Source organism: Oscillibacter sp. (assembly GCF_032060045.1).
Classification (GTDB): Bacteria; Bacillota; Clostridia; order Oscillospirales; family Oscillospiraceae; genus Oscillibacter.
On sequence record NZ_DAMBZJ010000040.1, the window covers coordinates 4422 to 22183 of the forward strand.

At 47.4% G+C, this 17762-nt stretch carries 17 protein-coding genes, 1 tRNA gene and 2 pseudogenes; 4 read left to right on the forward strand and 16 right to left on the reverse strand.

The annotated features are described in order from the left end of the window. The 3 genes and pseudogenes from RT018_RS13550 to RT018_RS13560 form a co-directional block, all read right to left on the reverse strand. A pseudogene (locus tag RT018_RS13550) lies at nucleotides 1-389 on the reverse strand (V-type ATP synthase subunit I); the annotation flags it as partial. Between the two features lies 1 nt (nucleotide 390). Further along, entirely contained in the window at nucleotides 391-705 is a 315-nt protein-coding gene (locus RT018_RS13555; RefSeq protein WP_312942837.1) for a hypothetical protein, read from the reverse strand. A 289-nt stretch (nucleotides 706-994) separates the two neighbouring features. After that, entirely contained in the window at nucleotides 995-1555 is a 561-nt protein-coding gene (locus RT018_RS13560) for a hypothetical protein (RefSeq protein ID WP_312942838.1), read from the reverse strand. A 264-nt stretch (nucleotides 1556-1819) separates the two neighbouring features. Between RT018_RS13560 and RT018_RS13565 the strand changes: the two genes are divergently transcribed. Both RT018_RS13565 and RT018_RS13570 read left to right on the forward strand, forming a co-directional pair. Beyond that, a tRNA-Arg gene (locus RT018_RS13565) sits at nucleotides 1820-1896 on the forward strand. 384 nt (nucleotides 1897-2280) lie between these two features. Continuing rightward, nucleotides 2281-2676 carry a hypothetical protein gene (locus RT018_RS13570; RefSeq protein ID WP_312942839.1) on the forward strand — a complete coding sequence of 132 codons (396 nt, stop codon included), beginning with the start codon at nucleotides 2281-2283 and terminating at the stop codon, nucleotides 2674-2676. A 589-nt stretch (nucleotides 2677-3265) separates the two neighbouring features. Here the strand turns inward: RT018_RS13570 and RT018_RS13575 are convergent. The 3 genes from RT018_RS13575 to eno all read right to left on the reverse strand — a co-directional run bounded on the left by RT018_RS13575 (nucleotide 3266) and on the right by eno (nucleotide 6398). After that, nucleotides 3266-3853 (reverse strand): dipicolinate synthase subunit B, encoded by a 588-nt coding sequence (locus RT018_RS13575; protein WP_312942856.1) that lies wholly within the window; start codon nucleotides 3851-3853, stop codon nucleotides 3266-3268. Between the two features lie 13 nt (nucleotides 3854-3866). Then, nucleotides 3867-4706: a dipicolinate synthase subunit DpsA gene (dpsA, locus tag RT018_RS13580; RefSeq protein ID WP_312942840.1), complete on the reverse strand. Its 840-nt coding sequence runs from the start codon at nucleotides 4704-4706 to the stop codon at nucleotides 3867-3869. A 405-nt stretch (nucleotides 4707-5111) separates the two neighbouring features. After that, nucleotides 5112-6398, reverse strand: a complete 1287-nt coding sequence (eno, locus tag RT018_RS13585) for a phosphopyruvate hydratase (RefSeq protein WP_397360360.1) — start codon at nucleotides 6396-6398, stop codon at nucleotides 5112-5114. A gap of 276 nt (nucleotides 6399-6674) precedes the next feature. Between eno and RT018_RS13590 the strand changes: the two genes are divergently transcribed. Both RT018_RS13590 and RT018_RS13595 read left to right on the forward strand, forming a co-directional pair. Then, nucleotides 6675-7610 (forward strand): hypothetical protein, encoded by a 936-nt coding sequence (locus tag RT018_RS13590; RefSeq protein WP_312942843.1) that lies wholly within the window; start codon nucleotides 6675-6677, stop codon nucleotides 7608-7610. Between the two features lie 16 nt (nucleotides 7611-7626). Continuing rightward, a complete protein-coding gene (locus RT018_RS13595) occupies nucleotides 7627-8127 on the forward strand; it encodes an LURP-one-related family protein (protein ID WP_312942844.1) in 501 nt (166 codons plus the stop codon). A gap of 182 nt (nucleotides 8128-8309) precedes the next feature. Here RT018_RS13595 and RT018_RS13600 read toward each other — a convergent pair whose 3' ends face one another. The 10 genes and pseudogenes from RT018_RS13600 to RT018_RS13645 form a co-directional block, all read right to left on the reverse strand. Next, nucleotides 8310-8573, reverse strand: coding sequence for a hypothetical protein (locus RT018_RS13600; protein WP_312942846.1), 264 nt, complete (start codon nucleotides 8571-8573; stop codon nucleotides 8310-8312). Nucleotides 8574-8849: 276 nt separating this feature from the next. Next, entirely contained in the window at nucleotides 8850-9482 is a 633-nt protein-coding gene (locus tag RT018_RS13605; protein WP_312942847.1) for an ABC transporter ATP-binding protein, read from the reverse strand. 4 nt (nucleotides 9483-9486) lie between these two features. Beyond that, nucleotides 9487-10509, reverse strand: coding sequence for an iron ABC transporter permease (locus tag RT018_RS13610; protein WP_312942849.1), 1023 nt, complete (start codon nucleotides 10507-10509; stop codon nucleotides 9487-9489). After that, on the reverse strand, nucleotides 10506-11669 hold the full coding sequence (locus RT018_RS13615) for an ABC transporter substrate-binding protein (protein WP_312942850.1): 1164 nt from the start codon (nucleotides 11667-11669) through the stop codon (nucleotides 10506-10508). Before RT018_RS13615 ends, RT018_RS13610 begins: the two co-directional genes overlap by 4 nt. Nucleotides 11670-11705: 36 nt before the next feature. After that, nucleotides 11706-13415, reverse strand: coding sequence for an ABC transporter ATP-binding protein (locus RT018_RS13620; protein WP_312942851.1), 1710 nt, complete (start codon nucleotides 13413-13415; stop codon nucleotides 11706-11708). Next, the gene (locus RT018_RS13625) at nucleotides 13412-15145 is read right to left on the reverse strand and encodes an ABC transporter ATP-binding protein (RefSeq protein ID WP_312942852.1); all 1734 of its coding nucleotides are present in this window, start codon (nucleotides 15143-15145) and stop codon (nucleotides 13412-13414) included. Before RT018_RS13625 ends, RT018_RS13620 begins: the two co-directional genes overlap by 4 nt. Nucleotides 15146-15207: 62 nt before the next feature. Further along, nucleotides 15208-15393, reverse strand: coding sequence for a cysteine-rich KTR domain-containing protein (locus RT018_RS13630; protein WP_312942853.1), 186 nt, complete (start codon nucleotides 15391-15393; stop codon nucleotides 15208-15210). A 41-nt stretch (nucleotides 15394-15434) separates the two neighbouring features. Further along, nucleotides 15435-16874, reverse strand: a complete 1440-nt coding sequence (locus RT018_RS13635; RefSeq protein ID WP_312942854.1) for a methyltransferase — start codon at nucleotides 16872-16874, stop codon at nucleotides 15435-15437. A gap of 286 nt (nucleotides 16875-17160) precedes the next feature. Beyond that, nucleotides 17161-17343 (reverse strand): helix-turn-helix domain-containing protein, encoded by a 183-nt coding sequence (locus RT018_RS13640; RefSeq protein ID WP_312942855.1) that lies wholly within the window; start codon nucleotides 17341-17343, stop codon nucleotides 17161-17163. Nucleotides 17344-17526: 183 nt separating this feature from the next. Continuing rightward, a pseudogene (locus RT018_RS13645) lies at nucleotides 17527-17762 on the reverse strand (recombinase family protein); the annotation flags it as partial.

Sequence of the window (17762 nt, forward strand, 5' to 3'; positions counted from 1 at the left end):
GACACGGCCCGCTCCTCGTCGCATTGGATATTGTTCAATTGCGCCAATAAGCCGTTGATTTTTTCGCAGGTTTCCCTTGCCTGCTTTGCAGAGTCGGCGCTGTTAAATTCTGACTCCTTAACAGGTTTCCTCTTAATAAACATTCCATCCTTGACGGCAGCGTACCGCCGGATGGCACCCAGCGCGGTGGTTACGTCGGCAACGGAGCCTTTTGCATCCATCAGTGGGCATGTGTTCCGGGCCAGCAGCGCAGACAGGGCCGGGTCCTCCAACTGGCTGTCCGGTTCGCTGATTTCCACGCAACCCAGACGCAGCAACTCCCGCAGTAGAGCATCCCGTTCCTCCGCCATGGCCACCACCCGGAGCTTTTTCATTTTTACGATGGCCATTTTACTGCTTCACGACCTTTCCAACAATGCGCTCTGCCGCAGCGGACATATGGCTCTCCGCCTGCTTGATCAGGGCCTCGCATTCTTTTGCGGCATCCTCCCGAATCGCTGCGCACCGTTTTTCAGCGCGTTCCTCCGCTTCCCGCAGCAACCGCTTGCCCTCTTGCATAGATGCCGTGCGCATCTGCTCCAAAAGTGCGGGACCATCCTTTTCTGCCTGGGCAATTCGCTCTTTTGCCTCTTGCTCTGCGGCGATTTTGCGTGCTTTGCTCTCGTTCTCCGCCCTGACGACGGTTTCAATGGCTTCCAGTGACATTCCTTAATCACCTTCTCTCCCAATGAATTTGTATTGCACTTAAGAATAAGATGCCACACAATACTTTAGTCCATTATATTGCATTCGATTTTGTAAAGCAAGGCCATTTTTTTCAGGCGCCAGAACCGTCTCATCGTTTTTTTCGCATTTTATCGACGCAAAAAGCAGCAATATCCGTGTATAAATTTACTATATCCGTCAGTATAAATAGTTTTAGATAGGAGAAAAGTTCTTTAGAGGTATGAAAAAACAGAGCACCTTCCATCAGAAAGCGCTCTGCTTGTGCACATCAGTCTTTTTTCTCGGCACCTGCGGCGGACACCAGCTCGCTGAGCTCCTTCCCCACCTGATCCATTGCTCTTGGAAGTTGGGAAAGGCTCACCTCGATTTTCCGCAACTCCGCGCTGACCTGCATTGCGGTTACGTCAAAAGCTCCAGCCAAATCCTGATACTGCTTTTGAATATCGGCCACCAGTGCGTTCAGCCGCGAGGTAGTAGCGGTTTCCAACTCTCCCGCCCGCCGCCGGGCCTGATATTCAATGTCTCCCACTTGCGCGCGAACCTCTTGATAGGATAGGGCTTGGGGACGCAGCTCTTCCAACTCAGCGGTAAGTTTGCGAATTTTCTCCCGCAGCTCCGTCCCTTCCTTCCGGGCCGTTTCCGCCTGCTCCCGCAGGGAGACTTCAAGCTGCTTTTTCAGAGCCTCGTTCTCCTCGCGCAGGGCACTGTTGTCTTTACGAAGAGCTTCCTGCACGTCCGCGTTTTCCTGTGCAGTCTTCTGCACATATTGAATGACTTCCTCTTTATCAAAACCGCCAAATGCAACGCTTCTGAAATTTTTTATCTCCATGTTCGCCACTCCTTCTCCGAGTCTCGCCCGTGCCTTTATTGGGGCTTTCAGGGGCACATCATTTCCTGCGGGCAACGCCCCCAAAAATGGCCTGCCGTCGGGCATCCAACCGTAGTCCGTGGGCTTTGCAATTTCTGACAATTATAGCATAGCGTTTTTCTCATTACAAGCCCCAGGAAAAAAAGTGAAAATTTTTAGAAGAAAATGCTTGCTTTTTATAGAATGCCGTGCTATTATAACTAAGCTGTTTGAAAACAGTGGTACGCGCCGTTAGCTCAGCTGGATAGAGCGTCTGGCTACGGACCAGAAGGCCGGGGGTTCGAATCCCTCACGGCGTACCAGAAAAGAAGTCTTGATTTCTCAAGGCTTCTTTTCTTTTTGCTTAGAACTGCAATTGGTTGAAGATTCTTCTTTGATTGGCGTTCATTTGCAAAAGAATGGCGCGTGTCCAAAAACAATTGAAAAATCGCACACGAATTTGGACATGAAACATCCGCCGCAAGAACTTCTTAGTTCCTGCGGCGGATTTCCTCACTCTTTCGTTCCATCTTCGGAGGCGAGCTACTTAATCGCGGTCTACGCGCCCTCCGTCTGATACAATGTCCTTTAGCTCCATACGCTCGTTTATGGCCTTGCAGATGAAGACATTGAGTCTCCCCCTGTCAGGCTCGTCAAATTCGCATAACTCCTTCTTGCGGAATAGTATAGAAGAAGGGGGTAGAGCCATGTATACAAAAATCACCAATCCAAGCATAGTCATTTTCGATGGTAAAACTGGCGAGCTTATTGGAACCGCGACCTTCAAAATGACGGATGACTCGGAAAAAGCGCTCATAAATTTGCTAAACTATAATGTGCAGCCATCCTCTCTTACATTATTGGATGTAGATCTATACAAACCTTCCCCGAATTATGCCCCGCCGACACCGTACGGCTCGTATGCACGCAAAGGAACCATCTATGCGCTATTTACCGATGCATATACAGGCGCCCTCGTTCCGATAGAAATTCAGCTAACATATAACGCGCGGGCAAGAGGAAACGCAACAGGCAACCTGTATCATTTTGAAAGCGTGGATTTTAGCGACATAGATATAAATTCCGTCAAAGTCATTTATTAATTAAAGCCCCGTCTCCAAGGTTTTATCCTCAGAGTCGGGGTTATTCAACCTTAGATAAGAACAAACCGGACGCCACAAGGCATCTGGCTGCTCCGTAAAGGGATATGAAGCATAGAAAGAACTCTTGCATGATTTACAAATCCCATGTAAAACTCCCCGGATCCTACCGTCTGGAAGGATTCGGGGAGTTTGGACGCATTTATTTAGTCACAGACCCAACGCCAATACCAGCATCTGCGCCAACTGCAATTGCTCTGGTTGCCAGAATTGTTTTGATTCCAGCACCAGTTCCGACACCAATTATTCCGATTACGACAGCAACACATAGGACACCCTCCCTTCCTTCGTGATGTACTTTGCGAAGGCTGCCGTATTAGTATTATATGGTGAGACAGGCGGCGGCGTGCATAACGAGGAATTCCATCATGCGCTGATAAGCTTAGCCCGGCCAAGATACCACCGCAGCTGATCGTCATAGCCGAAGATAATCAGGCTTCGCTTTGGTGATGCTGGCTAATAATGGTTTGATTGTATTGGATAAGACTGCAAGAGGCGCCATGCATCTGCGTGGCGCTTTTCCACAACAACATTAATTTGGTACAATAACAACTGGCTGTATCTGTTTGCCATCCATTGCATATTCTAAAGTTGGTATAAGCAAGCTATAATCCGCAATCATAGAATTAGGTTTATTTATAAAATTGTCCTGACCGAATGGAATAAAATAAATATTTTTTTTGTTAATCAGCGTACCGATGTTACTCAAGCTGTTACTTAATGCGTCATTCGTGGAAATCCCAATTACAATCGGTTTGTTATTACGGAGCAAACCCTTTGCAGCCATCAGAACAGGAGTGTCGGTAATCGCATTTGCCATTTTGGATAATGTATTGCCGGTACACGGAGCAACTGCGATTATATCTAGCAAATCATTGGGGCCAAGTTTCTCGGCTTCCGTTATCGTCAGTATGGGTTTGTTCCCTGTAATTCCTTCCGCTTTTGCAAGAAAGCTGCGTGCATTTCCAAAGCGAGTATCCATGCTTTGCGCATTTTCAGAAAATATGGTAAACACGTTGGCGCCTTTTTCTACCAGACGCTCAATTTGTGCAAAGACCTTATCAAACGTACAAAATGATCCCGTGATTGCTATGCCAATATTTTTATTGCTAATGGTCATCAAACTACATCTCCTAGTCAATAAATTCAAGGATTTCGCCCTCTAGAATATCGGCTGATATTTTGGGAGCCGTTTTCCCGGGCAGCCCCAGACATAATTTGGCATTAAGCCCTCGTTCAACAGCATATTCATAATCGATGCCTCCTGGTGCAGACGCGATATCAATGATTACGACGTCTGGCCTGACCAGCGTCAGATAATTTTTGTCCAATATTAAAGATGGTATTGTGTTAAATATAAACTCAAAGTTTGGCAGAATTTTTTCCAGGTCTGATAGATGTACAGTTTCCAGCCCTGCAACTGCATTTGCATACGCGAGCGCCGCCTCTGTTCTGGATGCGACAGTGACAATTGCATTTAACCCCTTTAGTTTTCCAGCAAGTACTTTCGCACAGCGTCCGTAGCCCAGCACTAAGCATTTACTCCCATGCAAATTTATGACGCTGGACTGTATTGCTGCTGCAATGCTTCCCTCCGCAGTTGCAACTGCATTTAAAATAGCGACTTTTTCATTTTTCATAAGATCATAATAAACGATTTTCTTCTCATCAAGAATTTCACTAATTTCTTTTGGGATCGCACCACCAATCAGCACATGATCTTTTGTTAATTTTTTATCGAAAAGAATGGTCAAATCTTCGATTGGCAGAGTATTCTTGGTCAAAGGAATCGGACAGATTAAAATTTGACACTTTTTAAATGCATCTTCAAACGAGTGCAATTCTGTATATATTCCATCCTGTACTGGTTCCTCAAGGTGATATGTACAGACAGAATATCCTTTTTTGATAAGATTTTTCGCTATATATACTTGTCGCATATCTCCGCCCAAAATAGCAATTTTAGAATGCAAAGTTATACTCACTCCTTTTTAGTATGGTATGAATTACAAATATAAATGTGACATACCGCTTGTTCTCGTGGTTTTATTTCGATACGCATCTGGAGGCACGTTCAAAAATGAATGATAGGCTTCCCTCCGCCACATCAGCCCCGCTAAAGCCTATCTCCCACTCTTGTTGTAGAACGGCAGCGCCTTCTGCCGGAGCGGCACTGCGTCTCACGCCTCGAAGAAAACTTTTGGGGCGATGCCTGCGCAATGGATATACATTATATGCAACAAACTCCCCGCAGGAGTCCATCGGCTCCTGCGGGGAGTTTATCTTTCTATATTGTCTCCCACGTTCTTTCCTGTGCGTTCCATGGGGCGGGCTATTGGGCCTTTGTACAACCCTCGGCTACGGATAGCGACGGCGTTTTATCTCTTGATGCTGTAAAAGCTGTCCTTCCCTCTGAAAACGGCGCTGCCGCCCAGCAGCTCCTCAATTCTGAGCAATTGATTGTATTTCGCGATTCTATCCACCCGGCAGGGCGCGCCGCTCTTAATCTGGCCCGCGTTCAGCGCAACTGCCACATCTGCCAGCGTGGTGTCCTCCGTTTCTCCGGACCGGTGGGAGACGACGGCGGTATAACCTGCCTTCTGCGCCGTTTGAATCGTTTCCAGCGTTTCAGACAGCGTTCCGATCTGGTTGAGCTTAATCAGGATGGAATTTGCCACATGCTTCTTAATTCCCTCCTTGAGAATTTTCGGATTGGTGACAAAAATATCGTCGCCCACCAACTGAACCCTGTCGCCAAGCCGTTTTGTCAGTGCGGCCCAGCCGTCCCAATCGTCCTCGGCCAGCCCATCTTCAAGGGAAATAATGGGATACTTGCGAATCCACTCGGCGTAAAGGTCGATCATTTCTTCGGAGGTGCGACTGATCTTTTCTCCCGCAAAAATATATTTTCCGTCAACCCGGAATTCGGAAGAGGCGGGGTCCAGCGCAATGGACACATCCTCACCGGGCTGGTAGCCCGCCTTTTCAATTGCCTCCACAATCAGCTTCAGCGCATCCTCGTTGGTGGCAAGATTCGGCGCAAAGCCACCCTCGTCCCCCACCGCAGTGTTCATCCCCTTATTCTTCAGAACACCCTTCAGCGTCTGGTATACCTCCGCACATGTCCGCAGTGCCCCGGCAAAGCTGTCCGCGCCCTCAGGCATGATCATGAACTCCTGCACGTCCACGGTGTTGTCCGCGTGCTTCCCTCCGTTGAGAATGTTCATCATCGGCACCGGCAGCTCGCAGGCGCCCGCTCCGCCAATATACCGAAACAGCGGCAGTTTCAAAGAAGCGGCGGCCGCCCTTGCCACAGCAAGAGACACGCCCAGAATTGCATTCGCGCCAAGCCGGGATTTATTCTCCGTACCGTCTAATTCGATAAGCGTGCGGTCAAGCTTTCTTTGGTCCAGTGCGTCAATGCTTACGATTTGGGGCGCAATGATCGTCTTCACATTGTCGACTACCGTCTGAACCCCCTTCCCATGAAACCGTTTTTCGTCGTGATCCCGAAGCTCCATGGCCTCTCTTGTCCCGGTCGACGCTCCGGAGGGGACCGCCGCCCGGCCCAAAGCCCCGCACTCCAGCGCAACGTCTACTTCAACCGTCGGATTTCCTCTGGAATCCAGAATTTCCCTTGCTGTCACGGCCGTGATTTTAGACATCATTCCATCTCCCTTGTTTATATATCAAATGTTTATAGGTTGCTGTCTTTATACTTAGTATAGCAAATTCCGCTCATATTACCATATAAAAAATAATTGCTATTCTATGTTAAAACTGCACAAGAATGGGAGCCGTAATTGGGATATGCTCTTTTTTCGGATGCCTGCGCAAAGGTATCCGTTTAAGGCTGTCATAAAATATTCTTTCATGGCAAAGCAGTGGAATTTGCGGCTATTTCGTGATATCATCAAGTTATAAAAGAAAAGGAGTACGCTATGCGTGATTACAACACCGAACTGAATGCGCTGCAGGGAAAGCTGGCGCGCAAAGGAAAAATAGAATCCATGCTGCGGAGTCTTCGCTCCCAACTGACCGAACTTCAATCGCAGGAGCAACGACTTTGCGTCCAACGTGAGAAGGAGCAGGCCGATGTGGATCGGCTGGAAAAAGGCAGCCTTGTCACCTTTTTTTACGCAGTCATCAGTAAAAAGGAAGAAAAACTGGACAGGGAAAAAGCAGAAGCTTATGCAGCAGCGGTGAAACACGACACCGCCCGTCGTCAAGTGGAGGCTGTAGAATATGACATTCACACGCTGGAGACTGAGCTGCGGGACCTCTCCGAAGTACAGATGAATTACGACCGACTGTTCGCGGAGAAACTGGATGCCTTAAAATTGGAAAATCCAGCCTTCGATGACGAGCTTTGCCGTATAGAAGACCGACTGGGCTACATAGCGGCACAAAAGCAGGAAGTTGACGAGGCCCTATCCGTTGGACAAGGCGTATTGCGGCAGATTACGTCCATTGAAAGTTCTCTGGATAGCGCCGAGGGTTGGGGAACCTGGGATCTTTGGGGCGGTGGACTGATTTCCGACCTTGCCAAGCACTCGCATCTGGACGATGCGCAGACACAAATCAATGATTTGCAGGACAGTTTGCGCCGATATCACACGGAACTTACCGACGTGACTGTGCAGGCCAATGTACAGGCACAGGTGGATGACTTTCTGCGCTTTGCGGATTATTTCTTTGATGGTCTATTTGCCGACTGGGCGGTATTGGACAGCATTCACAGCTCCCAGCAGCAGATTCGCTCCACCCGCAGTCAGGTGGAGGCGACGCAGGGCAAGTTGGTGGAAATGAAATCCGCTATGCAGGCGGAAGAAGCCACACTGAACAAACGCATCCGGGAACTGGTTTTGGGAGCGTAATAGATCGGAGGACAATATGAAGCTATACGTGAAACAAAAGGTTTTTTCCTGGGTGGATCGGTTTACCGTTTGGGACGAATTCGGAAACGACCGATACTATGTGGCCGGCGAGCTTTTTTCCTGGGGCAAAAAGCTGCATGTCAGCAACCTTTCCGGTCAGGAAGTCGCCTTCATTCAGCAAAAGGTATTCAGCCTTCTTCCCAAATTTTTTGTGTTTGTGAATGGCGAAGAGATTGCCGAAATTGTCAAGGAGTTTTCCTTTTTCTTCCCCAAATATCGCATTGATGGTCTTGACTGGGATATTGACGGCAGCTTCATGGCCCACGACTATACCATGTCGCAGAGCGGCCGCCCAATTGTCACCATTCATAAGGAATGGATGACTTGGGGGGACTGCTACGAGCTTGACATTGACAAAGATGCGGACGAAATTGTCGCACTGGCGGCGGTGCTTGCCATCGACTGCGTGATGGCCGCCTCCTCTGCGGGAGCCGGCGCCGGTGCTTCCAGCAATTAAGTCTGCACCATCGATGTTTATAAATAATACCCCCCTTGAAACACGTGGTTTCAAGGGGGGTATTTTGCGAGCAACGTCAAATCTGGATATCATGCTATTTTCAGTAAGGGTTTGAACTATGTATCCGTTTCAGCCTGATTATTTATGTTATACTTCAAATAGTAAGCAACTACATTCGTCTTTTATTGCAATTGGTTACATAGGAGAATTGAAATGACAAAAAACATATCGCTAACTGCTGTAATAACAACTTTGGCAGCTCTGTTCCTGTCCACATGTGTTGCGGCGTATAGCAATGACAGCTTTACCAGTTTTGCTAAAGATAACAGGGTTGGTGTTTGAGGCGGGTTCCAATGAAAACGTAATTGCGGCGTATCTTTGTCTGCAATTGGTGGACGAAGGGAAGTTATCGCTTGACGATAAAATTGCACAATATCCTGACCCATTCCGCAACCTCGTTTGAGTTTTGGCCAATGCTCCCGTGATGGCAGCCTTTAACGCAAATTGGCCGAAAAAGCTTACGCTGGATCATGCTCCAAAAAGCTGCCGGAATCGAATGAAGAGGACAGATGTCGATATTAATCAATCGACTATGGTGTGTTTCCCGGTTGCGGGTGATTGCACTATATCTTAACATATGCTTTTTAATAATTTACATATCTTAGACATTTTAATGTTTAATAGTCATAAGTTAACTTTTGACAGCATTGTCTATCGCTACTTCACACCTCATCCAAGAAAGAGAAAGAGGTAATCTTATTTCCTTTATATTGAAACTCAACAGAGTGAGAATATACCCCAAAAAACTTTTGGATGTTCGCATCTGTCATAACTTGCTCTGTATGGCCGGTGATATAGTCCTGCTCATCCAGCACCAAAAGCTGTGGCGAATTGATGAGCGCACGGGCGATATATACCAGCTGAAGCTGTCCACCGCTCAGTTCATTGCAGGGATGATCCCGCAGATTATGTATTCCGATTCTTTCGAGCATCTGATCCGCCAAAGCATAGTCCTTGGGGCTCGGTGTTGCAAAAAAAGAGCTGTGCCCTGTCTTTCCGAAAACCACCATGTCCCGCACAGAATAATTGAATGAAACTCTGTGCGCCTGAGGTACATAGCCAATTTCCTTCATTGGTTTATTCTTTTGGCTTCTCTTACCGTCTATTGCGGAATAGCCACTGTTCCAGTTTAGAATGCCGACAATACACTTAATCAGTGTTGTTTTTCCGATACCGTTTCTGCCCATGACCGCCATCACCTGGCCACGATCCAAGGAGAATGTAATATCATGCAGGAGCAGTTTGCTCTGTGCATAGGAAAAGCAGCCACCTTGTACTTCCAATATCTTGTTCATAGACTTACCTCTCCTTTCTGCCCCGGTTATAAATGATTGCAAAAAACGGCGCTCCGATGAGGGCGGTTAGGATGCCAATGGGAATTTCCGCCGAAGTGAGATTTCTCGCAGCGGTGTCGACCAGAATCATAAAGATGGCCCCTATCAAACAGGAAGCGGGCAGAAGATGTCCGTGATTGACCCCCACCAGTTTTCTGCAAATATGGGGAATGACCAATCCTACCCAGCCGATGACCCCGGAAACGGTCACGCTGCCAGCCGTTGTTAGCGTTGCAAATAAAATCACCAGCCAGCGGGTTGTATTGGGATTGATTCCAAGAGTAAAACAGTCTTCATCTCCGAGGGAGAGAAGATTAATCTTAAAGCGCAGCAGATACAGACCTACAATGCCTCCCATGATGGGCACAAAAGCAATCCCAATGTCGCGGTAGGTAGCATTTGCAAAGCTACCCATTTGCCAAAAGGTGATGGCGGGGAGCGTTTCCGAGGAATCGGCCACATATTTAATCAAGGAAATGAGTGCCGAAAAGATGGAGGATACAATGATACCGCCCAACACCACCGACAAGGTTCCTGTACCATTTTTCGTTCCGGCCAGAAAAAACACCAAAAGCACACTGGCCAATCCGAGGGCAAGAGAGAGTATCGGTGTAAACAAGCCAAGCCCTCCGGTGAGTAGAATTCCCAGCGCTGCACCGAAGCCTGCACCGGAACTGACCCCCAGTAAATCAGGGCTTACCAGTGGGTTTTGAAAGGTGCCCTGCAGGGCGGAGCCGGATATTGATAATCCGGCTCCGACCATTGCGGCTAAAATAATTCGCGGAATTCGCACGTTAAAAACCACGAAGGCGGCAGTTTCCAGCGTATTGTCTATGTTCCCATGCAGCTTTGAGGACAGAATGGTCACAAGGTCAGACGGATGGATGCTGTACTTTCCCACCAATATCGCACCTACGACCGCCCCCATCAAAAGCAAAACACCGATGAGCATGGTTTTATTGTAGGTTGCGTTATGCTCCTCCCTCATATCCCGGTTGCTTCCCGATAGCCCAGAATGGAGTCAATGTCCTGCTCCGTGAGCGTAACGCTGTAATTACGCTGGTAGTATTCCTTGATTTCCGTCCGAACCTCACCATCACTCACAAGTTCAGGATAGGCTTTGGACACCAGCCAAAGAGGAAAGAGCGGGGAGTCTGCACAAGGAGTTACCCAAGCGTAGGTTGTTCTTGGCACATCAAATACCTGCTTGTTCTTCCATGCGGTCAGAAGCGACCAGTCCTGCCCTTCAATGGAATTCTCCAAAATATAGCTTGCGGGGACATCTTGAAAGCACATGATTAAATCAGGGTTCCACTCATAAATCTGTTCCATGCTGACCTCGCCGGTTCCCTCAATCGAGGTGGCGACATTCTCGATACCGCTCAAAGCAAAGAAACTCTGTGCCCAGCCGTCAAAAGAGTCTGATCCCATGACCATAATGCTGCCAGCTTGATTGAGCTTGATGCAAAGGCCTCTCTTCTTCTGCTCTCCCACATTTTCGAGCAGCTTTTCCAGCTTCGCGTTGGTGATGTCCCATTCCTTCTGAATCCCCACCGAAGTATCCGTTCCCAAAATCTCTCTGATTTGCCTATCCCAAGCAACAGACATCTTCTCCGGGCTGTTGACGCCCTTCATCAGAAAATCGACCGCCGGAATACTTAGCCCTTCAATGCCTTTCTTCTGAAAATCCCCGTAGTAGAAGATAATATCCGGTTCCAGTGCAAGCAAGGACTCCGTGTTAACCGCGAAGTTAACATCGACAAAGGATGATTCCACCGACTTCCAGTTGGGCAATACCCGTTCAACTATTTGGGGATTAGACGTCAAAAAAGAGCGGGAGTTAATGCCGACAATCATCTCTGTGTCCGGGATGGCACTCACTACAAAGGACATGACCGGCGGGCTTAAAATAACGATCTTTCCAATTTCAATGGGCGCAGGGATTGTAACCTCATGCCCGCCTAAGTCGGTAATGGTTCGTGGTGCGCCGGATTCTTCCGAGGCAGTGCTGGCAGATACTTGGGATGTACCGGATGCTCCCGATGGTCTGTCTTTTCCTGCCTGAGAAGGAGCAGAGGTCTGTCCGCAGGCCGCAAGTGACAAGCATAGGACGGCCGTTAAACTAATAGCGATGATTTTGTTTTTCATGTAAATTTCCTCCTTGTATGTGTGATTTTATCTGCTTCACAGAGCGGCGGATTGGACACGGAACAATCTGCTGTATTGGCCATCCATGCGCATCAATTCCTCATGATTGCCTTGTTCTATAATCTCGCCTTTCTTAAAAACCAGAATTTGATCCGCTGTTCGGATTGTACTTAAACGATGGGCAATGACCAACACCGTCCTCCCCTTTGCAAGCTCCGATATGGCTTCTTGGATCAGGGTTTCATTTCCGGGGTCAACATTACTTGTAAATTCATCCAGCACCAGAATGGGCGAATCCTTGAGGAAAGCCCTCGCGATAGAAAGGCGCTGTCTTTGACCGCCTGATAGAGTTGCACCGTTTTCGCTGATGGGCGTCTGGTAGCCCTGTGGTAGTGACAAAATAAAGTCGTGAACTCTCGCCCTTTTTGCTGCCGCCACAATTTCTTCTCTTGAAGCGTTCGCTTTACCGATTCGGATATTGTTCTCAACAGTATCCGCAAAAAGTTGAACGCTTTGCATGACAATGCTGATGGAATCCAGCAGATCGTCATAGCTCATATCCCGAATATCCACACCGCCGATTTGAATACTTCCACTGTCTACATCCCAAAAGCGAAGCAGCAAATTGGTAGCCGTAGTCTTGCCGGAACCCGATTCTCCCACAAGCGCAGTAATCGTTCCCTCCGGCACTCGGAAGGAAATTTTTTTTAGCTCGAAATCGTGCTCTTCATAGGAAAACCCTACATCGCAAAAGGCAATGTTTGCACCGACAGGACTGCGGGCGTGTTCAGGCTCCATCACAATGGGGACATCCAGCATCCTTCGAATCCTGCGGTAGCTATCTATAACGGTCAAATAGTTCATCCAATAAGTTTCCATTGCAGAAAATGGCTTGTAAAACTCTTTGCTGACAATGATATAGAGAAAATAGGTCATCAGCTCCAGCTTACCGTAAAACACAAAAACCATCCCGGCGATAGACATTACGCCAAACGCAAGATCAACAATCGCTCCATAATAGGATAACAGCTTGGCCTTATATCGAGAGAGTTGCTTGCTGCTCTCACCAAATTCCCGTGTCCGTTTCTCAATTTCCGCGTCAAGTTGCCTGCTGTCCGAAAAGGCTTTTAGCAATGGGATGCCTTTCACATACTCCACAAACAAGCTGACCATGTCGGCAAGATGGTTTCCGTTTTTCGTCTCCAGTTCAGATCCGCGCTTTAATCCCAAGAAAAGCACCCCGAGCGCAATGGGAAGAACAGAAAGCATCAGCAGCCCCAGTTTCCAGTTCACCACAAGCAGAGTAGTAGCCACCACAACAGATACGATAATGTCACTGAGCATCCTCGGCCATAAGTGTCCGACCACCATCACCATATTATCCACATCCTTGTGAACGATTGTACTGACCTCACCAAGTCTTTCATTTGTATAAAACCCCAACGAAAAGCCTTTCATTCGATGCACAATGCTTGTCCGAAGCTCATAATTCAGGTCAAACCCCGCAAAGTGTTTGCGCATATCACCAAACGCATTGGAGAACCCCCGCACAAGCAGCAGCATAACCAGACCCCACCAATAGGGAACGAAGGAGTCACCGCTGCCCGATGTCACAATACTGAGTATTCGTAAAACCAGAAGTACCGTTCCAATGCCCGAAAAGGAGTAGAGTGTGAACCATGCAACTGCGGATAGCAATGCACCACGCCCTTTCGGTGTCAGGGTGTTTAGAATCTGCTTTATCATGCACATTCCCCCTTGATGTTCCAGCGGCTGGATTTGTCCTGCCCGGAAATAAGCGATTGATATTGGAAACATCTGTTAATCAGTTCACTGTGAACGCCCTTGTCCACAATTCTTCCCCCATCCATGACGATAATCTGATCCACATCACGGATTGCATTCAGATTGTGGCTAATAGTAATCACGGTTTTACCCTGACTGAATTCTTCGATTGCCGCACGGATGTAACTTTCATTTTCCGCATCTACCGCCGCTGTCGCCTCATCAAAAATTATAATGGGGGCATTTTTCAAAATCATTCTGGCAATGGCGATTCGCTGCTTTTCGCCCCCTGAAAACTTCACCCCGGATTCACCAGCCTTTGTCTGATAGCCTTGAGGAAGCAACTGGATGACACCGTGAATACGGGCTTTTTTTGCGGCCTCTATAATTTCTTCTGTCGATGCATCCGGCTTGCCCATTCGTATGTTTTCCTCAATACTCATGTTAAAGAGAAACGCATCTTGCTGAACAATTCCCACCATCTCATTTAATTGGCGCTCCGATAAATCAGCTATATCCACACCGCCAATCTTGATGCAACCTCGCTGTGCCTTCCAAAACCCCATGAGTAAATAAACAAGGGTGCTTTTCCCACAGCCGGATGGGCCAACCAATGCACTTTGGGAGCCAACAGGAAAGGTAACGGTAATCTCTGCAAGGGTTTTTTCTTTTCCGGGATAAGCAAAATCCAAATGGGAGATTTGAATGTCGCCGATTGCGATATCCTGTGCCGTTTCACTTTGCACTGGCACAGGAACATCCAAAATAGAACCAACTTCCTTCATAGATTGGCCAAACACAATGCTGTAATGCTGAAGAGTGGCAGACTTCGCAATGAATGCGGTGAATGCGCCTCCCAATAAAATAGACAGCACAAATACCGGGACAGAGATTTCCCCTGTCGCAAGGAGTGAGCTCCCCACAGCCATCATGAGAACTACGCCACCCTGCATAAAAACATCAAGAATTCCCATTGATACCGAAACTCCGGCTGCCGCTTTCCGGGCGGCTCGAACATAGTCCTTCGCAAATTGAATGGTGTTCGCTGTTTTTGTTTCTTCTTTTCCAAATGCCTTGATGACGGCGATAGTATGAATATACTCCAGTACATTTTCCTGCATAATTCTTGTGCTCTCCGAAAAAGTTTGCCGGTTCTTTTTCCAAACAGATGCAGACGCCCTTTTTATCAGCAGCATAAACGGCAAGGTGGAGACCATAAGTAACGCCAACCGCCAGTCAATCAAAAGCATAGCGATAAAAATGATGACTGGAACTAAAGTAGCCGACATGATCTCAGGTAGACCATGCGCAAGATAAAACTCCGCCTGCCCCACATCATGCTCAACGACACTTGTCAGACCGCCTACCTTCCGCTCTTGGAAGAAGCGGAGCGGCAATCGCTTTAGATGCCGAATCAACCGCAACTGTAAATCGGTCAATGCGTTATATGCTGCATTGTGCGCCAGCCACGTGGAAAAATAGGAGGAGACTGCTTTCAGGAGAATGGATAAAAGCATCATTAATCCATCCACCGCAATCGTCTGTTTTGTCAGCTGCCCGGCGATAAAGGATGCCGCCATGTGGATAGTTAAAAATCGAGGGACTAAATCAAGCACCGCACCGACCGCAATCAGCACATTGGAACCCCTGTTTTTTCTTTTCATTTCCTTCACTAAGAATTTTTGATTCAAAACCTACCTCCTCTTAATACAAACAAAAAGACACAGCGTTGATAAAACAATCCAATGTTTTATCAGCACTGCGTCTTAGCGTCTGGCTTTTGAACAATAAAAACCTTTCGGTTTTTTACATTGATTAAATTTTGCTGTTTGCACTTGGGGCAGAAGAGCGGAAATCGAATGAGCACCGTATCTTCCCGAATCTGAACCCGTGTTTTATGCCCGCATACGGGACAGCACACCCATTCGGTATGCTCCATATCATCACCGCACTTTCGATATCCCTTTATACTGCACTCCGCTACGCATGGTTTTGAATCAGACCAATGGCATGATTTAAAAACCCGTTGATTGTGGCCAATTTATCACTGGGCATATCCGCAAGGTAATCAAAGAGTGCCTTGTCATTTTCATCGTGATACTTCTCGTGCTCACGGTAGGCTAATTGCCCTTTTTCTGTCAGATAGAGCAGATTGCGTTTTCGATCCTCGGCATCATCCTCTTTGGTGATGAAGCCCCGTTCACTTAACTTTTGCAAGGTCTTATGAACAACTGGTCGGGTAATTCCAAATTTCCGGGCAAGCTCGGCACTGTGAATTCCCGGAAAATCGCCAATCATTTTGATGATGTGAATTTCCCCACGGTAGAAGGTCATATCCTCACTGCCAAAGTTGAGAACATTGGTTTTAGTGTTAGCGATTTGCTCGGTGAGTTCAATAAAGGAACGAATGACATCTCCCGAACAAGCCTCAGACGCTATGCCCCCCTTGCGATAAATCTGTCCTTCATATCGGTCATCGCCCATGCGGTCGGCGGCTGTAAGGCCTGCATCCTTTACCGCTTTTGCAACCTCCTGACTGCTAGGAGGAAGGGGAACACCGCTCAGTAAGCCTGACAGCCAACTAAGCATATTGGCTGGGGCATTATGTTCATGGTCCGCATACTGACCGACAACGAGCAAGTAGCCTCCATCCGCTAAAGACGCAGATAATTTCCGAATGAAGCCAGACAAGCTACCATTCACGAAGTTCAAGATGCCGGAGGCGATGATAACATCGTATGGGCCGCCGAGAGAATCCGTATTAAAGTCTCCTGCAATAATCTCCACCCTTTGCTCCTCGTGATACTGACGCACAATATCCTCTGTCACCTTAGCTACCTCGGGGGTTTCAAAAATGGTCGCCTTGCTGTTCGGAAAGTTCTTTACAAACTCAATAGCTAAAACACCTGTCCCGCCGCCCAAATCCAAGAGGTGGAGGGGACGTTGGGGGTCGGAATACAACTTCGCCATTTGACCCAAAAATGCTTGCAGTCGCCCTGTATATAGTTCAGGAATAGATACCCTCGCCATTTCCGAAAAGTCATAAGCTGGTTTGGGCAAAGTGTTTGCGAACTTTACCTTTCCCTCCAGCTGAGCCAAAGAAGTCATGTTTTCGCGGAAAAGTAGTGCGTCCCCTAAGAACACATCACTGTTCCGCGATAAAAAATCTTTTGTTTCTGGCGTATTGGCGTAAAAGTCTCCTTGCCTGTTCACCCAGCCGCAGGAGGTCAACGACAGCAGCAGTAACTCAATCTGCCTTTTATCGCAGTCCAGCGACATCGCAATGGCATCCGCCGTTTGCGGCGTATCAAGATGAGAAAATACATTTAGGCGAATGGCCGCAAAAAGCAATTGTGCCTCTTGATAGTTGTGCATAATTTTATAGTATTGGTTCGGACTATTCTCCATGTTGTATATCACTTCAAAACTTCCTTTCTCTAAACGCAGCCCAAGTTAGACATTACTAACCAGTTGTTAGTATAGCATACAAATTATAATAATGTCAAGCAAACATATTGGGACTCAAAACAATACTGACTGTCGAGCAGGCTTTATTCTCACTATTGCTAAATTGATTTTTGGGGAATCCGATTTTGTTTTTATATCTGTCCATAATGGTCTAAATCCACTACGACATGTATCTCCCCACCGTCCCACATAAACTAAAGTATCATCTCGTTATCTTTGCATCAAAATACACATATTCTTATTCATTGCCATTATTTTTCTTAACCCTACCATCCTTAGGCCTCGCCGCATTCTTTGGGATTGCCCAAGTAACCCCAAACCGAACAGCGCCCGGTATTTTGCCCTGTGCGCAAAGCACCTGTACCCGGCGCGGAGTGATTGCCCATTTTTCCGCTGCTTCTTTCGCTGTCATATAGTCCATTAAAACGTTCCTTTGCCGAATAAATATTGTAAATATTATATATCGCAGCGGCGAATAAAGCAATCAGATTCGTGTAAAGTATGGAAATATTTACAGTATTATGGTGAAATGGATTGAAAAATAGCAGAAAATCTGCCAAAAGAAAAATGCCGCCAGCTTTTGTGGCGGCTTCTCCTGCTATTTTTATTCACCCGGCAGTTCCTGCTCCATTTCCATATTGTTATCAAAAGCGATTCGGATTCGGTCTGCGGACAAGACCACCACCTTGGTAATGATCCCCTTGACCACATCCTCCCGGTATTCTTTCAGGCTGAGATCGGTATGTTCCATCATGTAAAGCAATTCATGAATCCGGGCTTGTGTGTTTTGGGCGAGCATGGTCTGCTCTTGGTGTTCGCCAAGCTGACCCTGCAGCCCCT

Coding starts and splice junctions, on each gene's coding strand:
- RT018_RS13595 (WP_312942844.1), top strand. CDS start 7,627: ATGAAGCTATACGTGAAACAAAAGGTTTTTTCCTGGGTGGATCGGTTT.
- RT018_RS13575 (WP_312942856.1), bottom strand. CDS start 3,853: ATGACCATTAGCAATAAAAATATTGGCATAGCAATCACGGGATCATTT.
- RT018_RS13620 (WP_312942851.1), bottom strand. CDS start 13,415: ATGATAAAGCAGATTCTAAACACCCTGACACCGAAAGGGCGTGGTGCA.
- eno (WP_397360360.1), bottom strand. CDS start 6,398: ATGTCTAAAATCACGGCCGTGACAGCAAGGGAAATTCTGGATTCCAGA.
- RT018_RS13640 (WP_312942855.1), bottom strand. CDS start 17,343: ATGGACTATATGACAGCGAAAGAAGCAGCGGAAAAATGGGCAATCACT.
- RT018_RS13610 (WP_312942849.1), bottom strand. CDS start 10,509: ATGAGGGAGGAGCATAACGCAACCTACAATAAAACCATGCTCATCGGT.
- RT018_RS13630 (WP_312942853.1), bottom strand. CDS start 15,393: ATGGAGCATACCGAATGGGTGTGCTGTCCCGTATGCGGGCATAAAACA.
- RT018_RS13615 (WP_312942850.1), bottom strand. CDS start 11,669: ATGAAAAACAAAATCATCGCTATTAGTTTAACGGCCGTCCTATGCTTG.
- RT018_RS13590 (WP_312942843.1), top strand. CDS start 6,675: ATGCGTGATTACAACACCGAACTGAATGCGCTGCAGGGAAAGCTGGCG.
- RT018_RS13570 (WP_312942839.1), top strand. CDS start 2,281: ATGTATACAAAAATCACCAATCCAAGCATAGTCATTTTCGATGGTAAA.
- RT018_RS13600 (WP_312942846.1), bottom strand. CDS start 8,573: ATGGGTCAGGATATTGTGCAATTTTATCGTCAAGCGATAACTTCCCTT.
- RT018_RS13560 (WP_312942838.1), bottom strand. CDS start 1,555: ATGGAGATAAAAAATTTCAGAAGCGTTGCATTTGGCGGTTTTGATAAA.
- RT018_RS13555 (WP_312942837.1), bottom strand. CDS start 705: ATGTCACTGGAAGCCATTGAAACCGTCGTCAGGGCGGAGAACGAGAGC.
- RT018_RS13605 (WP_312942847.1), bottom strand. CDS start 9,482: ATGAACAAGATATTGGAAGTACAAGGTGGCTGCTTTTCCTATGCACAG.